This window comes from Corynebacterium sp. zg254, from assembly GCF_024701495.1.
In the GTDB taxonomy this organism is placed as follows: Bacteria; Actinomycetota; Actinomycetes; order Mycobacteriales; family Mycobacteriaceae; genus Corynebacterium; species Corynebacterium zhongnanshanii.
This window is the reverse complement of sequence record NZ_WIAR01000003.1, coordinates 267,010-285,592: the sequence shown is the minus strand read 5'-3', so window position 1 is coordinate 285,592 and position 18,583 is coordinate 267,010. Positions and strand designations below refer to the sequence as shown.

The following is an 18,583-nucleotide window of genomic DNA, read 5'->3' as shown; positions in this document are numbered from 1 at the left end:
CGCTCAGCACATTAACGCGCGCGCCGCGCAACCACCCCAGCGATTCCCCGCCACCCGAAAAGCAGCAGCCCACTCATCACCGTGGCCACCACAATGAAGGACCAATGCGGAAACGCGCCGTGGCGAACACCCCACAGGGTCAAGCCCGTGGCCACGCTGAACACCCAGACGACGGCCCCGGGGAGGAAACGCTGGGCGTCGGGGGAACGACGGATCAGCACCAACACGCCCCAGCCCAGCAGCGTGCCGCACAGAAACGGCCAGGAGGTCTCCAGCCACCCTAGGACGCTCAGCGGCATCTCCGGCGTGTTGTGGGCGATCCGTGCCAGCAGCGCAAACAGGAGGATGGCCAGGATGTCGAATATCGCCGCGCGGACGTTGAGCATGAATCCTTCTTTCGTTATGTCAATCGACGCCCAGCCTCACTATCGACCGGCGCGGTCGTGGGATCATCACCCATCTTATTGAACTGGCCTGCGAAGTACACGATCCATCCCACAAGCGCCAGACCGATGAAGCTGAGCATGCGGAACACAATCGCGGTCGCGAACGCCTGATGGATGGTCAGGGTTCCCATCGCCACCAGTGAGGACGTGAGCGCCAGGTCCACCGTGCCCAGGCCACCGGGGGTGACCTGAACCTGGCCCACCAGCTTGGCCGCGAGGAAGCTCAGAACCACGCCGGCCACAGGCGCCTCCGCGCCCACGGCGACCACGCAGAACAGCAGAGCGATGATCTCCAGTACCCAGTTCATCAGGCTGGCGGTGATGGCCATTGCCAGGCGCGGCAGGGGCAGCTCCACGGCGGCGATCTGCTCGGACATGCCGGCCAGGTGCTCGGTGAAACGGTCCTCTGGCTTCTTCATCAGCCGGTTGAAGGCCCGTGCACGGTTAATCAGAAACGCCTCCACGCTGCGGGGATGCAGGGCAATCCAGTTTGTTGCCAGGGCGATAGCCACCAACGCGCCCACGGCGACGGCGATGGTGACCCAACTGACCTTCAAGCCAAGGAAGAACACAGCGCCCACGGCGAGGATCGCCATGCCGGCGCCGGACAGCGCCCCGGAGAGGATCATGTACCAACTGGCGATGACTGGGGTGGCCCCCCACTTCAGCTGCTCGCGGAAGATCATCGCCGCGGAGATCGCGGGGCCGCCGGGGAACGTGGCTGACCAGGCGTTGGCTGCCAGGCCCAACATGTTGCTTCGCCAGCGCCCGGCGGGCACGTCCGCCGACCGGAGAAGAACCACCATCACTTCGGCCTGGGCCACCATGGACAACGCGATGGCCACGGCGGCGAGCGCGATCCAGGTGTTGTTGCCCTGGGACAGTTCATTCCAGCCGTCGGAGATGAAGGAGAGGTGTTCTCGGCCAAAGAACGCGATGGCACCCAGAACTACCAGCATCGCTATGGCCCGGAAGCCAGGCGTGCGGTAGAACTTCGACATATTATTCGTGACCCAACTTCTCGGAGGCTTTCTTGACAGCTGCGGGGGCCCACCAGTTATCCGCGCCCAGCAGGTGCATGATGGCGGGCACAAGCAGCATTCGGATGATGGTGGCATCGAGGATCAATGCGATCACCATTCCAAAGGCAATGTATTTCATCATGACAATGGTGGAGAAACCAAATGCGCCACACACAACGATCATGATGAGCGCAGCCGCCGTGATGATACCGCCGGTGGTGGCGGTGCCGAAACGGATTGCCGTGTCCGTGGTGGCGCCGCGTTTGCGTGCCTCCACCATACGGGAGACCAGAAACACCTCATAATCTGTGGAGAGTCCAAAGATGATGGCTACGATCAGCACCAGAACGGGGCTCATCAACGGCCCGGCGGTGAAGTTAAACAGGTCGGAGCCCACGCCGTCGACAAACAGAAGGGTCAGCAGACCCAGGGTGGCGCCGGTGCCCAGGATGTTCATGATCACGGCCTTGGCTGGGATGATCAGCGAACCGAAGATCAGGGCCATGAGCAGGAAGCTCACCACCACGATGTAGAGCAGCATCCACGGCAGCTTCTGGAACAGCGCTCCGATGGATTCCTGCTCCAGCGCTGGTGTGCCGGCGACTAGCACCTCGGCGCCGTCGGCCTCGATGGCCTCCAGCTCGCGCACCACGCGGCCGTAGTCATCGCGGTTAGCGATGCCCGCGGACAGCACGGTCACGTTGTCCTTGGTGGGTTGGGAGACCTTGAAGGGGCTGCTGAGCCCCTTCACCTGGTTCGCTTGCTGATACACCGGGGAGATCGCGGATGGGTCGCCGCTGATGACCAGCTTGATGGGATCCGTCCGGAAATCGGGGAAGGCCTGGTTGAAGTCCTGCTGCGCCACGCGCGTGCTGTTATCCGGTGGCAGGAATGTTTCGTTGATGCCGCCGAGTTTGATCCCGGCGATGGGGGCCGCCAGCGCGATCAGGCCCACGACCACCACGAACACAACTTTCTTGGAGTGCTTCATGGCGAACTGAGGGATCTTGCCCCAGGTGCTGAAGAACAGTTCACTGCGGCGCTTGTGGTTCTTGCGAATCGCCCACTTATCGATGTTGTGGCCCAGCATCGCGAAAATACTAGGGAGCACGGCCACGGAGAACAGCGCCGCCAGCCCCACCGCGCTCATGGCACCGAAGGCCACGGACTTCAGGAAGGCCTGGGGGAAGATGAGCAGCCCGGACAGCGCCACTGCCACCATCAACGCGGAGAATACCACCGTCTTTCCCGCCGACGCCGTGGTGTTGCGCACCGCTGTCTGTACGTCTGCGCCCTCGGCCAATTCTTCGCGGAAGCGGGAGACCATGAATAGCCCGTAGTCAATGGCGAGGCCCAGCCCCAGCAGAGTCACCACGGACTGGGCGAAGACGTTGATCTGTGTGAGGGAGGCCAGGATGGACAGCACGCCCATGGCGCCCAGGATGGACAGCACGCCCACCAACAGCGGCATGAGGGCTGCGATTACGCCTCCGAAGACGAGGAGAAGCAGCACCCCGACTGCGGGGAGGGCGTAGACTTCCGCGCGGGAAATATCGCCGGCCATGCCGCTGTCTAGCGCGCCGGAGACGGCGGTGGCGCCGGCGACCTGGACCGTGGGGGTGTCCTGGGGTGCGCCGGGAGCGGCACCGTCCAGGCTGATGGCGTGCAAATCATCCTCGATCACCCGATAGTTTTTCAGCACATCATCTTCCACGCCCTTCAAGGACACCGCCGCGAACGCCGCCGTGCCATCCGCATTGGCCATCTGCGCCGGGCCTCTATGGAAGAAAGAACGAATGCTGGCAATCTGATCCGGGTACTTGGCTTTCAGCGCCTCCAGCTGTTCTGTCATGGAGGCCTTGACCTCCTCGGTAACCGCGCCACCGGAGGTCGTGGAAGTCACTAGGACGATCACGTCGCCGTCGTCGTCACGGCCGAAGGTGTTCTGCTCGATCACGGCGGCGCGGGTGGACTCGGAGTTCGGGTCGTCCCAGCCCTCCTGGCTCATCCTGCTACCCAGCTGCGTGCCGAAGATGCCGTACAGGATGAGAATGCCGGTGATGATCACCAGCGGAATCAGCCGACGGAAGCGGTAGGCAATATCGCCCCAGGTAGTAAACATGCGCTAGAAGACTCTTTTCGACAGATAAATGAGCGGGGGTGAGAGAGGGTGTGCGACGGTAACGCCAGTGGCGTTCGTGATCACGTTATTGATCAAGCAAAGCAGATAGAGGACGGAACGGCTGCAACCACGCGCCCTCTGCAGGCAGATTCTCCAGGCTGATGCGTGGCAGCGGCTCGCGGAACACCCCAGGGATGTCCTCCAGGTCCACAAACTCAATCGACTCATGGGAGGTTGCCCACGCGGCATGCTCCTCGAAGCCGATGACCGTCACCGGCATCTCCTCGGCCAGCTCCTCCAGGAGCGACTGGAAGTTCCGGCCGTCGGCGCTGGCGACCACCACAGCATCCAGCGCGCCCTGCTCGCGGCGCAGCTCGATGTGCTCCAGCATGTCCGGGTCTACATCGGTGTACTCGTTCAGCTTGGGCTTGGCGAACACCGCAAAACCCATGTTCCGGAGGGCATCCACCCATGGGCGGACAAGGTCTGCGGTGCCGGTGGCGATGTTGGTGAAGACGGCCGCCTCTGGCTCAATCTCCCCATCGAAGTCCTCGGACAGTTCTTCGGCGCGGTGGACAAGCCAGCGGCCGATGGCGTCGAATCGGGGACGGTGCGCGGGGCTGGGGCGACCACCCAGGATGGAGCCTAAGCCCATGTCGATGTTGGGGGCATCCCAGATCAGGAGGACGCGCCGGGAGTCTCCTGGGGCCAGTGGGCCTCCTACTGTGGTGGCTACTTCTTCCGCCATAGGTACTCCCTAATTGTGTGTTCTTTGTCGAGGCCTTTTGCTTCGAATTTGGTGGTGATTTGTCGGTCGGTGAGGATCGGGATGTCCGATTGGTCCTCGGGCCAGCCCAGATATTCTAGTTCCGGTTCCACGGTCACCAGTTCGTCGATCCACTCTGCGTAGTCTGCGTGGTCGGTGGCGATGTGGAGGATGCCGCCCGGCTTCAGGCGCTGGGCGATGAGGTGCAGCGTGCCGGACTGGATGATGCGGCGCTTGTTGTGGCGCGCTTTGGGCCAGGGGTCGGGGAAGAAGATGCGCACGCCCTGCAGCGAGTTGGGCTGGAACATGCGCTGGAGTACCTCCACGCCATCCCCCCGCACCATGCGGATGTTGGTGAGTTCGTCGCGCACGACTGCTCCGAGGAGCTTCGCCAATCCCGGGCGGTACAGCTCCACGGCGATGATATTTGTATCAGCTTCTAGGGGTGCCATCGCGGCGGTGGAGGTGCCGGTGCCGGAGCCGATTTCCACGATGGTCTCCGCATCGCGGCCGAACCATTCGGGAAGGTCAATCACCTCATCTGCCAGCACTTTTCCGTAGTGAGGCCAGTGCTCTTCCCAGCGTGCTTCCTGGTTGTCGGTCAGGGTGCCGCGGCGGAAAGAGAAGGAACCTAGTCGCGGATAATCGCGTCCGTCGTTAAAATCAGTTTGAAGCGGCCGCCCATGGGGGAGGGAACCGCGTGTATTTTCGGTATTATTCATCGCTAACATTGTTGCAGATGAAGGGGACAGGGGGAATACAAGATGCAGACTTCAGTTTCTGTGATTGGTCCGGTGCAAGAGCGCCTGGATGAGGTGGCCGACGAGCTTCGGCAGATACAGCCGCAGTGGCAGGTGCTGGTGGGCGCGGGCCCGGATGCTCGCCCGACCGCCGTGGTGGCTGTGGTGGAGCGGTGGGATGCGGCGTCCTGCCACGTGGTGGGGGCGGTGGCGTCCGGCCAGGGCTGTGTGATTGTCCTGACCCGTGATGATCCTGAATTATCCGACGCCGAACCTCCCGACCTTCCCGGTATCTCGTTTATATCCACGGTGGAGGAGATCCCGGCTGCTGTGCGTACCGTGGCGGTGAGCGTGCGGGAATGGTCCTCGGATGCGTACCGGGCGGATGCGGAGCGCGTGGACCGGGTGAAGATTGCGATTCGGCTGGGGGCGAATAGGTCTATCCAGGGGCTGTGCGACCAGGGGATTGGTTCTTCGCAGGAGTGGGATCGCGCCTATTGGTCTTTCGTGGAGGATCTTCAGGCGGAGACACTGCGGCAGGGTGTGGCTTTTCCGTCGATGGAGTTGGCTCCACCGGAGTGCCCGCGCATTCCGGTGGAGGCGTCCTGGGGGCGGATCGCACTCGCGTTGGCGACCACCTGTGGTGCGTTCGCGGCACCCTTCGGGCTAGGCAGGGCACTGGGGCAGCCGATGCTGGGGCTGCTGGTGGGGCTGGTACTGGCTGTGATCGTGGCGGGGATCCGCCTGTGGATGATGCACGCTCAGTACGCGAAAGCTGCGAGGCAGCAGCGCGCGGTGCAGCTCAAGCAGGACCTGACGGCGCTGACGGCGGCGATGACCTCGCGTGTGCAGATCGCGCGAGTGGCGCCGGCGCTCACGTGAGGCACGCGAGCAGTGCCTGGGCTGGCGTGAGAGACACCAACACACATACACCTTTTTATCTAGCACCTTGTATCTAGCCATCTTTTATCGAGGGGATCATCATGGACTACAACCCGGACTACACCGACGGCCTCTACGGCCTACCATCCCACACCACGCCCGGCGCCGACTGGGCTCTGGAATACGCACCGCTGCCCATCGCATCCACACCGGAGGACTCGCCGCTGGCGGCCATCATCCCCCTGCTGGACGACCCCCAGGCGTTGGTGGGGCCCAGTGGGGACGAGACCTTGTTAATGGAATACAACGGAGTGGACTATCACATCCCCGCGGACATGGACACAGAATCCGCCACCCTGACGGACGGCCAAGGAATGAACATTCTGGCGGACACCGACGGGGACGGACGTATCGACTACGTCTCCTCCATCGATTACAACGGGAACTGGTCTGCCTGGCGATGGAGTACTGATGTGGGAGGTGCGCTGGGCGTCGGGGAAAATTCGGACCAGTATGGCCACGGGGAGGATGGCACCACGGCCGGGGACGGCACCTCGCCCCACAGTTGGGCATCTACCCCCGATATGGGCAAGGGGAAGTGGGAAGTGGGCGCGTGGAAGTGTGTTGAACGGGGGGAATGGGGTTAGGCTGGAGCCCTAGAACCCGAAAACTTTCGCAACTGAGGGAGAAACTCCATGACCATTCAGGGACTCATCGGAGAAGTTCCAACTGACAACCAAGACCTGATCAACTGGGTTAAAGACAGCGTGGAGCTTTTCCAGCCGGAGAACGTTGTTTTCTGTGATGGCTCCGACGAGGAATGGAACACGCTGGCAGAGCAGCTCGTCGACGGAGGAACCCTCCTGAAGCTGGCTGATGACTTCCAGCCCAACAGCTTCCTCGCCCGCTCCAACCCAGACGACGTGGCCCGCGTAGAGTCCCGCACCTTCATCTGCTCCAAGACTGAAGAAGAAGCCGGCCCCACCAACAACTGGGTAGACCCCGAGGCCATGCGTGCCGAAATGCGCGAGCACTTCTCTGGCTCCATGCGCGGTCGCACCATGTACATCGTTCCTTTCTGCATGGGCCCCATCACGGACGCAGACCCGAAGCTGGGTGTGGAGATCACGGACTCTCCTTATGTTGTGATGTCCATGCGCATCATGACCCGCATGGGTAAGGAAGCCCTGGACAAGATCGGCACGGACGGCGAGTTCGTGAAGGGCTGGCACTCCGTGGGCGCGCCACTGGAACCAGGCGAGAAGGACGTTCCATGGCCATGCAATGACACGAAGTACATCACCCACTTCCCTGAGGACCGCGAGATCTGGTCCTACGGCTCCGGCTACGGCGGAAACGCCATCCTGGCAAAGAAGTGCTACGCGCTGCGTATCGCCTCCGCCATGGCACGCGACGAGGGCTGGATGGCAGAGCACATGCTGATCCTGAAGCTGATCAGCCCAGAGGATAAGGCCTACTACATCTGTGCAGCCTTCCCTTCCGCATGTGGCAAGACCAACCTGGCCATGATCCAGCCCACCATCCCAGGCTGGCGTGCCGAGGTTGTGGGCGATGACATCGCCTGGCTGCGCTTCGGCGAAGACGGCCGCCTGTACGCCGTGAACCCAGAAAACGGCTTCTTCGGCGTGGCCCCAGGCACCAACTACAGCTCCAACCCCGTGGCCATGCGCACGATGGAGCCAGGAAACGCCCTCTACACCAACGTGGCACTGACCGACGAAGGCGGCGTGTGGTGGGAAGACATCGACGGCGACGCTCCCGCGCACCTCATCGACTGGCTCGGCAACGAGTGGACCCCAGACTCCGGCAGCAAGGCCGCACACCCGAACTCCCGCTACTGCGTGCCGATCGAGCAGTGCCCAGCAGCAGCACCTGAGTTCAACGATCCACAGGGTGTTCCCGTGTCCGCCATCCTCTTCGGTGGACGCCGCCCAGACACCGTGCCGCTGGTGACCCAGGCTCGCGACTGGAACCACGCCACCTTCATCGGCGCGACCCTGGCCTCCGGCCAGACCGCCGCAGCTGCTGAGGCTGCCGTGGGATCCCTGCGCCACGACCCTATGGCCATGCTGCCATTCATCGGCTACAACGCCGGTGACTACCTGCAGCACTGGATCAACATGGGCCAGAAGGGCGGCGACAAGATGCCAGAGGTCTTCCTGGTCAACTGGTTCCGCCGTGGCGAGGACGGCCGCTTCCTGTGGCCAGGATTCGGCGAGAACTCCCGTGTGCTGAAGTGGATCATTGACCGCATCGAAGGCCGCGTAGAGGCCGAGGAGACTGTGGTGGGCTACACCGCTCGCTACGAGGACCTGGACGTGTCCGGTCTGAAGGAAACCGAAGAGGACATCCGCGAAGCGCTTGTGGTGAAGCCAGAGGAGTGGGAGCGCGACCTGGCTGACAACGAAGAGTGGCTGAAGTTCCTGGGCCCCAAGGTTCCTTCCGAGGTATGGGACGAGTTCAACTCCCTCAAGGAGCGCATCGCTGCGGCGAAGTAGCGCGCACGCGTAAGGCCCGGCCATCCCTTTATAGGGACGGCCGGGCCTTGTTCCTGTTCAGGCGGCGCCCGCGCGCTGGCTGCTCGCGCCTGCAACCACAGTTGCTAGCGCTTACCGCCCGTCACGGAGAACTCCCATGCGGACAGACCGGCGGTCGCGCCCGAACCCTCCGCCACGATGATCTGCTTGAACGGAACATCCGTGCAGTCGCCGGCGCCGAACACGCCCGGCACGTTGGTGGCGCCGCGGCGATCGGTGACGATCTCGCCTGGGGTGTTCAGCTCCACGCCGGAGTCAGCCAGCCACTTCGTGTTCGGCACCAGGCCGATCTGGATGAACACGCCGGCCACGTCCACGCTCTTGGACTCGTCGGTGGTGCGGTCCGTGTAGGTCAGGCCGGTGACGTTCTTGCCATCGCCCACGATCTCGGTGGTGGCAGCGGAGGTGATGACACTGATGTTGGAGGTGGCCTCCACCTTGTCCATCAGCACGTCGTCGGCACGGCAGGCTTCGCCGAACTCCAGCACGGTGACGTCCTTCACCACACCGGCCAGATCCAGGGCCGCCTCGATGCCGGAGTTGCCGCCGCCGATCACGGCAACGGACTTGCCCTTGAACAGTGGGCCGTCGCAGTGAGGGCAGAAGGTGACGCCCTTGTTGCGGTACTCGTCCTCACCGGGCACTCCCAGGGTGCGCCACTGGGCGCCGGTCGCCACGATGACTTCGCGAGCCTTCAGTGCACCGTCGCCGAAGTGCACGGTGTGGAGCGCATCCTCACCGGCATCCACGCCGCCGCCCGGCTGGGCTGCGGCGGTGAAGCTGGTGGCGGACTGCGCCTTGATGATATCGATCTCGTACTGACGCGCGTGATCCTCCAGCGCGGCACCCAGCTGTGGTCCTTCGGTGTACGGCACGGACACGAAGTTCTCGATGGCGTTCGTGTCCAGCACCTGGCCACCGAAGCGCTCGCCGACCAGGCCTACGCGCAGTCCCTTGCGCGCCACGTAAATGGCGGCGGCGGCACCTGCGGGTCCCTGGCCCACCACCAGAACCTCGTAGGGCTCCTTCTCGTTGAGCTTCTCGGCCTCGCGGGCACCGGCTCCCTCGTCCAGGCGGCGCACGAAGTCCTCGATGGTGGTGCGGCCCTGGCCGAACTCTTCTCCGTTGAGGTAGATCGTGGGTACGGCCAGGACGTTGCGATCCTTCACCTCGTCCTGGAACAGGGATCCTTCCACGGCAGTGTGCTTGATGCGTGGGTTCAGCACGGCCATGGTGTTCAGTGCCTGCACCACGGTGGGGCAGTTTTGGCAGGTCAGGGACATGTAGGTGACGAATTCGTAGTCACCATCCAGGTTCTTCACCTGGTCGATCAGGTCCTGCTCTTCCTTGATGGGGTTGCCGCCGACCTGCAGCAGGGCCAGGACCAGCGAGCTGAACTCGTGGCCCATCGGGATGCCGGCGAAGGTCACGCCGATGTCGCTGCCCACGCGGTTGATGGAGAAGGATGGCTGGCGTGGGTGGGCATCGTCATCGCGGCGCGCGGTGATCTTCTCAGAAAGGCTGGCGATGTCCGTGAGCAGCTGCTCCAGGTCCTCGGACTGCGGGCGCTCGTCCAGGCTGTAGACCAGTTCCACGTCTTCAGTGATGCGGGGGACCAGGCTGCCCAGCTGCTTTTTCAGGTTGTCGTCTAGCAATTGCTTGGCCATGGTGTGGCTTCCTTTTCTTTTTCTTTTTTACGACGCCGTGGCGTGCGTGCGCTGGGGCGTCGGATAAAAAAATAAACATGGCGGGACGGGTAGGTTCCCCGGCCCGCCATGTGTTGGCACTGCGAACGAGTGTTAGATCTTGCCCACGAGGTCGATGCCTGGGGTCAGGGTGTCTTCGCCCTCTTCCCACTTGGCTGGGCATACCTCGCCTGGGTGTGCAGCGACGTACTGAGCGGCCTTGACCTTACGCAGCAGCTCCTCAGCGGAGCGGCCGATGCCTTCAGCGGTCTGCTCGATGTACTGGATTACGCCTTCTGGGTCGATCAGGAAGGTGGCGCGGTCGGCCTGGCCAGCACCTGGGCGCATGTTCTGGAAATTGTTGGTGATCTCTCCGTTGGAGTCGCCCAGCATGTAGTAGTTCACCTTGGAGACGTGCTCGGACTCGCCGTGCCATGCCTTGTGAACGAAGTGGGAGTCCGTGGACACGGAGTAGACCTCTACGCCCAGTTCCTGCAGCTGTGGGTAGTAATCAGCCAGGTCGCCCAGCTCGGTGGGGCAGACGAAGGTGAAGTCGCCTGGGTAGAAGAAGAAGATGGCCCACTTGCCGAGGACGTCCTTCTCAGTGACCTCAACGAACTCGCCGTTGTGGAATGCCTGTGCCTTGAAGGGGAGGATTTCAGTGTTGATCAAAGACATGGTGTTGAACTCCTTCATGTTTGGTTCGTGTATGGCCGACTATAGCTGTTTTTTCGGCACTGCGCTTGTCTTATAAGACTATTCAACTTATAAGGGGGGTATAAATTAATTCTTCCTAATAATAGTGATTGGGTGGACCCTATGCGGCCGCCGCGGACACTGCGGGAACGCCGATCGGGCGAGGCTGGCGCCGAGCTCCCTGCGGAGGTAGCTCCGAGGAGGTGGCAGAATGGCACCATGAGCCAGGACAACATCTACCGCCACACCATCTTCCAGAACTCACTGATGACAGCCCTGTTGGACGGGATCTATGACGGAGAGATGACCGTCGGGGAGCTCCTGGGCAAAGGCAACTTCGGCCTGGGAACCTTCGATGCGCTCGACGGGGAAATGGTCATTGTGGACGGCATCTGCTACCAGCTGCGACACGACGGCACGGCCACGCTGGCCGACCTCCAAGCCGGATCGCCGTACGCCGTGTGCACCAACTTCGTGCCCCGCATTCGCCGCCGTGCCCCGAAGAACATCACTCGTGCGGACCTCTCCGGCTTCATCGACGAGATGACCCCCAGCGAAAACTACATGTACGCCGTGCGCATCACCGGGCGCTTCAGCCGCGTGACCACCCGCACCGTGGTGAAGCAGCAGCAACCCTACCGGCCAATGACGGAAGCCACGGACGATGACGCCGAGCAGGTCTTCGACAACGTCAGCGGCGTGATCGCCGGATTCCGCACGCCCATTTACGAAAAGGGAATCTCCGTGCCGGGCTGCCACGTGCACTTCATTGACGATGACCGTACCGTCGGCGGCCACGTGCTGGATTTCACCCTGGAGGAGGGAAAGATCGAGCTCTGCCCCGGAACCGACCTGGAATTGCGCTTGCCGCTGACCCGTGAGTTTTCCGCCGCAAACCTCGCCCCTGAGGATATCGACGCCCAGCTTCACAAAACCGAAGTGAAACGATAGACGATCACCGTGGTGTGTGGACGGGCAGGCGCTACCCGCACCTGCCCGTCGGAGCGTGACCTTATAATTATCCCTATGAATATCGACTGGATCAGCGAGAAGCTGATGGCTCCCGAGGCGGATGCCAGCAGGCCGGAGAGGACGCGGCTGCTGCTGTTGAAAGCGGGCTTAAGTTTTCTGGCGCAGGGGGAGACGGATGTGTCGATTCTGCGGATTTGCCACAGTGCAGGGGTGAGCAATGGCAGCTTCTATAACTTTTTTGAGTCTAAGCAGGAGTTTTTTGAGCAGTCTGCGTATGAGGCGGTGAATAGGCTGTCCGATCTGCTGGTTGAAGATTCGCTTCGTGAAGATCTTGCTGATGAGGTTGTGGCGAGAAACTTCCGTGTTGTGGGGCGCGTGCATCGTGTTGCGCCGTTGATTTCTGAGGTGCTGATCCGCTTGGGGGCGGATTATTACGCCCAGGGGACTGGATTTGTGGAGAAGATGCGCGGAAGTATTGACCGTGGCGTGGCCGATGGAGTGTTCCACCTGGAGGATCCCGAAGGGGTTGTGGGTGCCACGGTGGGCGCCATGCTGATGCTGGGGCGCAGGTTGCATGACCACCCGGAGTTGTCTGCTGATCAGGCGACCGATGCGTTGTGCGAGAACATCCTGCGGATGATGGGGGTGGATCCTGTTCGTGCGCATGAGCTGGCGTGGGGAGAGCTGGAGCTGTCTGCGATGGCTGCGGAGCTTATTGGTCAGTAGCGTAGCGCACGCGGGATAGGGCGCGTGCGCGTGCGGGATTGTTCGTGCGGGATCGTTAACGTCCAACGAGTATGTAGAGCGCCAGTTCGGCTGCAATGACACTGGAGACGGACAGAATGATGCATATTGTCCGGGAGAACTTGTCGCCAAGGAGCCAGAATATGAGGCCAGGAATGAGCCCGATGAGTGCTACTGCATGCCATTCGTAATCGGGCTTCATATCCAGTTTTCCCGAACTTATGAACTCCGCGACCAGGGCGAAGATGATGAGGCCGGCTCCGCCCGCTGCCCAGCCTCGTGGTTCCCAGAACTCATCAAAGAACTCTTTGGTGGTGAACTTCGGGCGGTCTTTCCGGTTGTCATTCATGGATTCCAGTCCTTGGCTTTCTTCTTAGTTGGCATGCCAGCTTCTGTTGCGGTAGTGAAGATTCGTTTCGTTCACGATAGCATAAGTTAGGTTAGGTAAGGCAAAGATAGATATAAGTAAGCATGTCGATTCGCGCGAAAGGTGAAGTTGGGACAAGGGGTTCCCAGCTGGGGGAGTTAGGGGTGGCTCGTGATGGATGTTTGACTGGCGATAGCTTGGGCGGGCTAGCGTCCAATGTAAAGCGCTAAATCGTGAGATATTTCAAATGAGACCAATATTCGCGGCAAAGCAAATAAAAATACTAAATCCCTCAATTGTCGCTTGGGAATGAACGTCGAGCTGCCCTCATTGTAGGGAAATTTAAGAGAAGCCTAGCGAGGCGAGCAGCAGTTTGTGTACGGTGAACTACATACATTGCACGCGTCGAGCGGTGATGTAGTGCTTGTGTACTCCACTTTGCGCGCTTGAGGATGCGCTCGAAATATTTAATTCTACAACTAGTAGGGAGAAAGTGTGATAACGAAGACTTTTGAACTGGACCCAGAATCCACTCTGAATGATCTCCAAAATAAACTTTCCTACTTGCCGGGATTCAAGGTGAAGGACAGTGGGAAGAGTCATCTGACGGTGCATGTTGGCCACCCACTCAAGTATCGTTTGTTGGGGGTGTATGTGACGGACAACTACCTCGCTCCGATTGAGGTGCAAGCTGAAAAGACTGATGATGGCGCTATTAGTGTCACGCTGAAACAGTCGATAAAAGCTCTGTTTAATCTCGGCGGAAAGAATGTAGAGTTTTACCAACGTGGATACTCTCGCGTTGAGGAAGCGTTGTCTGCCAAGAGCTGAATCACATGAGGGCGCCCAGCTAGGGGGACACGAGAGCGTCCAGCTACGAAAAAGAGGTCGGACTGATGATTCAGTCCGACCTCAAGCCGGTGAAGGAACTAGCCTTCTCGGTGCAATCTTCCCTGGCACCAGCGCCGTGAACGCTTAGGCCTTCAGGGACTCCGGAACCTCGAAGCGCTCGCCGTACTTCTCAGTCAGCTCAGCGGCACGAGCCACGAAACCAGCCACGCCGGTGGTTGGGTAGTCGCCGCCATCAACGTCGGCAACCTTGCCCTCAGGCAGAGTTGCGGCAGCAGGGCGAGCGTAGTTCTTGATGTACTGGCGAGTACCACCAGTCCACGCTGGGAAACCAATGCCCAGGATGGAACCGATGTTGGCATCCGCATCGCTCATCAGAACGCCCTCGTCCAGGCACTTCTGGGTCTCCAGAGCCTCAGCGAACAGCATGCGCTCCACCAGGTCGATGAACTTCGGAGCGCCGTCCTGAGCTTCCGCGGTATCCAGACCGCGCCCGGAGGTAGAGGACTCGGCGTCGGACACAACAACACGTCCGGCGCCCAGCTCGTCCCACAGGCCACGCCACAGACCCGCGCGGCGTCCCTCCTCGTTGTACTCGTAGAAGCCACGGCCCTCCAGCTTGCCTGGGCGGTCGAACTTGTCCAGCATCGCATCCACGATCTCGGTCACGCCACCGTCGTCCACGCTGATGCCTGCGGCCTCCTGGGCGGCCTTCGTCTCAGCGCCGATCTTGCGAGCCAGCTTCAGGTTCAGCTCATCCTGCAGCTGCAGTGGTGGGGCAGGGTAGCCAGCCTGGCGGCCGGCAGCCTCGATCACGGCAGGGTCGATGCCCTCAGCCAGCATGCGCATAGCCTCGTTCAGGAAGAAGCCAATCACGCGAGAGGTGTAGAAACCGCGGGAGTCGTTGACCACGATCGGGGTCTTGCGGATCTGGGAGGTGAAGTCCAGGGCTGCTGCCAGGGTCTCATCGTCGGTCTTTTCACCACGGATGATCTCCACCAGAGGCATCTTGTCCACAGGGGAGAAGAAGTGGATACCGATGAAGGCTTCTGGGCGCTTCACGCCGGTAGCCAGCTCGGTGATTGGCAGGGTGGAGGTGTTGGATCCCAGAACGCAGTCGGAAGGAACAACAGCCTCGATCTCAGCCCAGACCTTGTGCTTGAGCTCGGTGTTCTCGAACACGGCCTCGATGACGATGTCACAGTCGGACAGGTCGGAGTAGTCCACGGATGGGGTGATGCGGTTCAGCAGGGCCTCGGACTTCTCCTGGGTGGTCTTGCCGCGCTCCAGAGCCTTAGCCTCCAGCTTCTCGGAGTAGTTCTTGCCCTTCTCCGCAGCCTCGATGGCGATGTCCTTCAGGACAACCTCCATGCCGGCCTTCGCAGCAACGTAGGCGATAGCAGCACCCATCATGCCGGCGCCAACCATACCCAGCTTCTTGAACTGCTTCTTCTCCACACCCTCTGGGCGCTGTCCGCCACCGTTGCAGTACTGCAGGTCGAAGAAGAAAGCCTGCATCATGTTCTTGGAGGTAGGTCCGGTGACGAGCTCCACGAAGTAGCGGGTCTCAACGGCGGTAGCCTCTTCGATGTTGCGCAGCTGAGCGCCTTCCACAGCGGCCTTCAGGATGGCCTTAGGCGCTGGCATAGGCGCACCCTTGATCTGCTTGGTGACGTTCGCTGGGAAGGATGGCAGGAACTGTGCTAGGGCTGGGGTGGATGGGGTTCCGCCCGGGATCTTGAAGCCCTTCTGGTCCCATGGCTGAGTGGCCTCTGGGTTGGCCTTGATCCACTCCTTGGCCTTGTCCAGCAGCTGGTCGGCTGGCACAACCTCGTCCACCAGGCCGGCCTTCACAGCGTCTTCAGCGCGGAACTGACGGCCAGTGGTCAGGACCTTCATCAGTGCGTCCTGGATGCCCAGCATGCGCACCACGCGGGTCACACCGCCGCCACCGGGCAGCAGGCCCAGGGTGACCTCTGGCAGGCCGAACTTCGCGCCCTTAGCGTCCGTGGCGATGCGGTGGTGGGTAGCCAAAGCGATTTCCAGGCCACCGCCCAGGGCCGTGCCGTTCATAGCGGCAACTACGGGAACGCCCAGGGTTTCGATGGCGCGCAGGCCGGCCTTCATGCCGTCGATTTCCTTGGTGAGGGCCTCAGCGTCTGCGGGGGTGGCCTTGATCATGGACTTGATGTCGCCACCGGCGAAGAAGGTCTTCTTCGCGGAGGTGATGATCACACCGGAGATCTCCTGGGCCTCTACGCCGGACTTCAGCTTCTCGACCAGCTCAGGAAGTGCGTCCTGGAAGGTGGAGTTCATGGTGTTGACCGGCTGGTTTGGGTCGTCCATGGTGATGGTGACGATCTTGTCTGCGTCCGTCTCCCACTTAAACATGCTCATTGTTGTCTCCTTGTTGGAAGTGTTGTTGGGTTGTTGGTTGTTGGGAGGCGGCTAGACGCGCTCGATGATGGTGGCAACACCCATACCTGCTGCAACACAGAGGGTGATGAGGGCGTAGCGGCCGCCGGTGCGGTGCAGTTCGTCTACTGCGGTTCCGGTGATGATGGCGCCGGTGGCACCCAGTGGGTGGCCCATGGCGATGGCTCCACCGGATACGTTGAGCTTCTCGTCTGGGATGTTGAGCTCGCGCTGTGCACGCAGAACCACGGAGGAGAAGGCCTCGTTGATCTCCCAGATGTCAATGTCCTCTGGCTTCAGGCCAGCCTTGGCCAGGGCTGCGCGGGATGCTGGGGCTGGAGCGGTCAGCATGATGGTGGGCTCCACACCGGAGGTAGCGACGGAGACCACGCGGGCGCGTGGAGTGAGGTCGTACTTCTTGCCGGCCTCTTCGGAACCGATGGCGACCAGTGCGGCGCCGTCGACGATTCCGGAGGAGTTACCAGCGTGGTGGACGTGGTTGATCTTCTCGATCTGTGGGTACTTGGTCTGTGCCACTGCGTCGAATCCGCCCTGCTGGCCGATCATGGCGAAGGCTGGGCGCAGGCCGGACAGGGACTCTGGGGTGGTGCCCTGGCGGATGGTTTCGTCGCGGTCCAGCAGGGTGATGCCGTTCTGGTCCTTCACAGGGATTACGGCGCGGTCGAAGCGGCCTTCTTCCCAGGCCTTGGATGCGCGCTCGTGGGAGCGTGCAGCGTAGGCGTCCAGCTCTTCGCGGGACACGCCGTCCAGGGTGGCGATAATGTCTGCGGAGATGCCCTGTGGGATGAAGTCGTTGTAGAAGTTGGATTCTGGGTCCAGGGCCAGCGCGCCGCCGTCGGATCCCATGGGGACGCGGGACATGGATTCCACACCGCCGGCGAAGACGAGCTCGTCCCAGCCGGAGCGGATCTTCTGTGCTGCGAGGTTCACGGCGGTGAGGCCGGAGGCGCAGTAGCGGTTTACCTGCAGGCCGGTTGCGGTGTAGGGCAGGCCGGCGTTGAGTGCTGCGGTGCGTGCGATGTCCATGCCCTGGTCGCCGACGGGGGTCACACAGCCTGCGATGATGTCGCTGATGGCGGCTGGGTCGATGCCGGGGTTGCGCTCCATGATGGCTTCGATCAGGCCGGAGAGCAGGTTGACGGGCTTGACGGTGTGCAGGGATCCGCCTGGCTTGCCCTTGCCGCGTGGGGTTCGGACTGCGTCGTAGATGTAAGCCTCTGGGGCACCATTACTAGTCATGGCAGGTTGGTTTCCTCACTTGCGTTGTAGACTTCATTTGTCTGTGTGGATGTGCTGGTTGCACACTATGTGTCGAGCGCCACATTACCAACCTGGGCAGACAAGTGCCCATCCGAACACTTATAAAAACACACCTTTACCCCCGCTAAGGGTGTTCTAGCTGGACTTTCGGAACACCAGCACCAGATTCGATACCAGAAACTCGCGCAGCACTGGCACCCGCACCATCCACCATGCCCACCAGGGGTGATACCGGGGGAACGTGGCCACCAATTCCGCGTTGCCGTTGCGTTGCCCGATATTATTCGACGCCTGCAACCCGTCCCCACAGCTCACATCAAAAAGGGACACACCCCACCTGTTTTTCGGCTCCGTGCCGTGCATGCGACGGTAACGACGGGCGGCGAATTCGCCGCCCACATAGTGCGGCCACAAGCCGGTCTCGTGCCCGCCGAACGGTCCCAGCCAGCACGTGTAGCTGTAAATCACCACGCCGCCGGGGGCCGTCACACGCAGCATCTCGTCCAACATGCGCCAGGGATCCGGGACGTGCTCGGCCACGTTGGAGGAGTACGTGATGTCGAACGCCTCATCGCGAAACGGCAGGTCCAGGCCCGAACCACGCACGGAGCTGGCCAGGCGAATGCCAGCGGCGGCCATCTCGCCCACATCCGGCTCGCAGGTGTAGTACTGCGCATCCTCCTTTGCGAAGGCCACCCCGAAATAGCCGGGGCCACCGCCCACATCCAGAATCCGAGTGTGGGCCAGCGCGGAGCCCGTCGCGCCTGCGTACAGGGCTTTGATGAGGCCCACTGTGTCCTCCGCCAGGTGCCCGTAGAAAATGTCAGGGTCCGTTTGCTCGTACTTGAAGTCGCTCAACAACCCCCAGGCGCGTCTCAACGTGGCGCGCTTTTTCCACTGCGCCAGTGCTGGGTTTGCGATCGAACTAGCCGCCGCGGTGGAGGCCATCGTGAGCGGGCCGACGAGGCGCCGCAGCCGAGCGAAAAGAGTCATGTACTCATACTTTCAGACAAATGCGCCTGAAGAAGCGCTTCGGAC

16 protein-coding genes and 1 pseudogene are annotated in these 18,583 nt (G+C 61.6%); 6 read left to right on the top strand and 11 right to left on the bottom strand.

Going from position 1 to position 18,583, the window contains the following annotated elements; translation table 11 throughout:
• Positions 1–11: 11 nt before the first annotated feature.
• The 5 genes and pseudogenes from GC425_RS08790 to trmB form a co-directional block, all read right to left on the bottom strand.
• On the bottom strand, positions 12–386 hold the full coding sequence (locus GC425_RS08790; protein WP_151844746.1) for a DUF3054 domain-containing protein: 375 nt from the start codon (positions 384–386) through the stop codon (positions 12–14).
• A 14-nt stretch (positions 387–400) separates the two neighbouring features.
• Positions 401–1,447 carry a YbhN family protein gene (locus tag GC425_RS08785; protein WP_151844745.1) on the bottom strand — a complete coding sequence of 349 codons (1,047 nt, stop codon included), beginning with the start codon at positions 1,445–1,447 and terminating at the stop codon, positions 401–403.
• 7 nt (positions 1,448–1,454) lie between these two features.
• A pseudogene (locus GC425_RS08780) lies at positions 1,455–3,590 on the bottom strand (MMPL family transporter); the annotation flags it as partial.
• A gap of 85 nt (positions 3,591–3,675) precedes the next feature.
• Complete coding sequence (locus GC425_RS08775; protein ID WP_151844743.1) at positions 3,676–4,338, bottom strand: NYN domain-containing protein; 663 nt, start codon at positions 4,336–4,338, stop codon at positions 3,676–3,678.
• Positions 4,323–5,087: a tRNA (guanosine(46)-N7)-methyltransferase TrmB gene (gene trmB, locus GC425_RS08770; protein WP_151844742.1), complete on the bottom strand. Its 765-nt coding sequence runs from the start codon at positions 5,085–5,087 to the stop codon at positions 4,323–4,325. Before trmB ends, GC425_RS08775 begins: the two co-directional genes overlap by 16 nt.
• Positions 5,088–5,120: 33 nt before the next feature.
• On the opposite strand from trmB, the gene GC425_RS08765 reads away from it, so the two are divergent.
• The 3 genes from GC425_RS08765 (at position 5,121) to GC425_RS08755 (ending at position 8,497) form a co-directional block, all read left to right on the top strand.
• Positions 5,121–5,978 (top strand): hypothetical protein, encoded by an 858-nt coding sequence (locus GC425_RS08765; RefSeq protein WP_151844741.1) that lies wholly within the window; start codon positions 5,121–5,123, stop codon positions 5,976–5,978.
• 101 nt (positions 5,979–6,079) lie between these two features.
• Positions 6,080–6,625 carry a DUF6802 family protein gene (locus tag GC425_RS08760; protein ID WP_151844740.1) on the top strand — a complete coding sequence of 182 codons (546 nt, stop codon included), beginning with the start codon at positions 6,080–6,082 and terminating at the stop codon, positions 6,623–6,625.
• A gap of 48 nt (positions 6,626–6,673) precedes the next feature.
• Complete coding sequence (locus tag GC425_RS08755; RefSeq protein WP_151842668.1) at positions 6,674–8,497, top strand: phosphoenolpyruvate carboxykinase (GTP); 1,824 nt, start codon at positions 6,674–6,676, stop codon at positions 8,495–8,497.
• 104 nt (positions 8,498–8,601) lie between these two features.
• On the opposite strand, the gene ahpF is transcribed toward GC425_RS08755, so the two are convergent.
• Positions 8,602–10,203, bottom strand: a complete 1,602-nt coding sequence (ahpF, locus tag GC425_RS08750) for an alkyl hydroperoxide reductase subunit F (RefSeq protein ID WP_151844739.1) — start codon at positions 10,201–10,203, stop codon at positions 8,602–8,604.
• A gap of 132 nt (positions 10,204–10,335) precedes the next feature.
• Positions 10,336–10,899 carry an alkyl hydroperoxide reductase subunit C gene (gene ahpC / locus GC425_RS08745; protein WP_151842666.1) on the bottom strand — a complete coding sequence of 188 codons (564 nt, stop codon included), beginning with the start codon at positions 10,897–10,899 and terminating at the stop codon, positions 10,336–10,338.
• Positions 10,900–11,136: 237 nt separating this feature from the next.
• On the opposite strand from ahpC, the gene budA reads away from it, so the two are divergent.
• Together budA and GC425_RS08735 are read left to right on the top strand one after the other, a co-directional pair.
• Complete coding sequence (budA, locus tag GC425_RS08740; RefSeq protein ID WP_151844738.1) at positions 11,137–11,868, top strand: acetolactate decarboxylase; 732 nt, start codon at positions 11,137–11,139, stop codon at positions 11,866–11,868.
• 75 nt (positions 11,869–11,943) lie between these two features.
• Positions 11,944–12,615 (top strand): TetR/AcrR family transcriptional regulator, encoded by a 672-nt coding sequence (locus GC425_RS08735; RefSeq protein ID WP_151844737.1) that lies wholly within the window; start codon positions 11,944–11,946, stop codon positions 12,613–12,615.
• 55 nt (positions 12,616–12,670) lie between these two features.
• On the opposite strand, the gene GC425_RS08730 is transcribed toward GC425_RS08735, so the two are convergent.
• Positions 12,671–12,982: a hypothetical protein gene (locus GC425_RS08730; RefSeq protein ID WP_151842663.1), complete on the bottom strand. Its 312-nt coding sequence runs from the start codon at positions 12,980–12,982 to the stop codon at positions 12,671–12,673.
• Between the two features lie 513 nt (positions 12,983–13,495).
• Between GC425_RS08730 and GC425_RS08725 the strand changes: the two genes are divergently transcribed.
• On the top strand, positions 13,496–13,831 hold the full coding sequence (locus GC425_RS08725) for a hypothetical protein (protein WP_151844736.1): 336 nt from the start codon (positions 13,496–13,498) through the stop codon (positions 13,829–13,831).
• Between the two features lie 144 nt (positions 13,832–13,975).
• Here GC425_RS08725 and GC425_RS08720 read toward each other — a convergent pair whose 3' ends face one another.
• The 3 genes from GC425_RS08720 to GC425_RS08710 form a co-directional block, all read right to left on the bottom strand.
• On the bottom strand, positions 13,976–16,246 hold the full coding sequence (locus GC425_RS08720) for a 3-hydroxyacyl-CoA dehydrogenase NAD-binding domain-containing protein (protein WP_151844735.1): 2,271 nt from the start codon (positions 16,244–16,246) through the stop codon (positions 13,976–13,978).
• Between the two features lie 51 nt (positions 16,247–16,297).
• Positions 16,298–17,524 (bottom strand): acetyl-CoA C-acetyltransferase, encoded by a 1,227-nt coding sequence (locus GC425_RS08715; protein ID WP_151842660.1) that lies wholly within the window; start codon positions 17,522–17,524, stop codon positions 16,298–16,300.
• A 156-nt stretch (positions 17,525–17,680) separates the two neighbouring features.
• On the bottom strand, positions 17,681–18,493 hold the full coding sequence (locus GC425_RS08710) for a bifunctional 2-polyprenyl-6-hydroxyphenol methylase/3-demethylubiquinol 3-O-methyltransferase UbiG (RefSeq protein ID WP_151844777.1): 813 nt from the start codon (positions 18,491–18,493) through the stop codon (positions 17,681–17,683).
• Positions 18,494–18,583: the final 90 nt, after the last annotated feature.